Source organism: Flavobacterium sp., from assembly GCF_029242675.1.
Lineage (GTDB): Bacteria > Bacteroidota > Bacteroidia > Flavobacteriales > Flavobacteriaceae > Flavobacterium.
Map to the genome: position 1 here is coordinate 1 of NZ_JAQWTM010000091.1, position 2,002 is coordinate 2,002.

A 2,002-nucleotide genomic window follows, 5' to 3' on the forward strand; every position below is an offset into this window, starting at 1 on the left:
TATCATTGATTGATCTTCGTCATTTATGTTTAGAATTGTGCGTACGACAGGATCTTTTTTTCCATCTGGGGTTACATTCAATGGATATAGCAACGATGCTTGAGGGAGTTCATTTGATTTCTCTCCCAAATACTTTTTATACAAATCAAGAGCAGGCTGCCCATCAATTTCATACAAAATATTACCTTCAGATCTAGTGATTATACGCTCGGGGCCAAATGGAATCCAACCGCCAAAACTTGCAAAAGATATTTCTAAACTTTCTCCATAGAAACCAATTAAAATCACTTCTCCCTCTTTTGGGTTTTCTTTAAATGAAGCTACGGTCTTTTCAAAACGAGCATCATCGCCACACATACCTCCTGTAATAGACAAACTGGAATTAAGATTAGTTTCTAATCCGTTAATTAATGAGCTACCATTAACAAAACTACCTTCTGATAGTACAAACAAATGTTTTAAATTATCCTTTGGCATTTTTTCATAAAGTGATTTGCCTAGTTCAACTGCATTTTTATTAAAATCTAAAATGTTTTCTCTCTCAACTTTATATGTAGCATTTTCAAATTCTATTACCGTTACCGAAATAGAATTGTCATTAACATGACAACATAATATTTCACCTGCCGTCGATCCAAAAACGATATTTTCATACGGGAATTCTGCTCTGATATTCTCAATAATTTCAGATTTCTCCAGCAAATAACGATTACCAAAAACCAAAACTAAAGGATTTTTAAGAGTTGCTTTCTGTTGGAAATATTCCCATTCTTTACCGTCTTCTTTATATGCTTGAATAATTTTCATAATTATTTTTTAAGTTTAACGTAAAAGGTAGTTCCAATTCCTTCCTCACTCTCTAACCAGATTTCACCTTTATAAAATTCAATTACTTTTTTCACTATCGATAAACCTAATCCTGTAGAATGCTTACTGTTAGTAAACGTTTTGAATGTCTCAAATATTTTAGAATGAATTTCTTTTGCCATTCCTATCCCATTGTCTTTTATCGAAAAAATAAAACTAGTCTCTAATTCCTCAGCTGCAATTTCTACTAATCCTTCCTCTTTGTCAATATAATTTACTGCGTTACCAATTAAATTTTGGAAAAGCTGTTGAATTTTAAAACGGTCGGCTTTTATAGTAGGTAATGTATCAACAATCCTTATCGTGATGTGTTGTGGTACGTGAATAATATCGATAATACTACTTATTATCGCATGGGTATCTACACTCTCGTTTCTTGTTTCATCCTTATCGATTTTGGAATAAGTCAATATACCTTCGATTAGATGATCCATCTTTTCGACTTTGTGTTCTATTAAAGAGAAATATTTGATGGTTTGTTCGTCAAAACTATTCTCATTCTCTTCTTTAATCCACGATATTAAAGAATTTATGCTGCGCAACGGAGATTTTAAATCGTGCGATACAATTTGAGCATAGTCTTCCAGCTCCTTGTTGGTTTTTGCTAAATCACTTATTAAATTCTCTTTTTGATCTTCAAGATTTTTTTGTGCTGTAATGTCCTCTTCTATCGCAAAGTATTTAATTATAGCACCTTCTTTATCATATAATGCCTGCCCTTGAATTCTAACCCAATATTTTTCTTTGGTTTTAGAATAATTGACGATCTCGCAGTTAAATGGCAATCCTTTTTTTATTTGTTCTCGATGGTATTTCACTGAATCTAGGTCAGAGTCGACTCCTTGAAGCAAGCGACCAGGTCTACAACCTATAATTTCCTCCTTAGTATATCCTGACATTTTTAAAAAACTGCCGTTTACCCATTCAATGTAGCCCTGGGCGTCACATATTATAACAGCGTTTATATTTTTCTCAGCAATTAGCGATAGTAAATACAACTGCTCTTCTTGGCTTTTTTGACCCGTAATATCGAGATGTATACCTATTGAGCCAATTACGTTTCCTTGAAGGTCGTAATTTGGAGCCCCACTAACCAACCACGATTTTCTTTCTTTATTTTTATTTATGGCAGTAA

At 33.1% G+C, this 2,002-nt stretch carries 2 protein-coding genes; both read right to left on the reverse strand.

Annotated features, from left to right (window positions below; genetic code table 11):
- Positions 1–807, reverse strand: an 807-nt coding sequence (locus P8M54_RS03700; protein WP_300285335.1) for an FIST N-terminal domain-containing protein, incomplete at its 3' end; no start/stop codon positions are given.
- Positions 808–809: 2 nt separating this feature from the next.
- Positions 810–2,002 (reverse strand): PAS domain-containing sensor histidine kinase (locus P8M54_RS03705; RefSeq protein ID WP_300285338.1); only part of this gene is annotated, 1,193 nt, incomplete at its 5' end.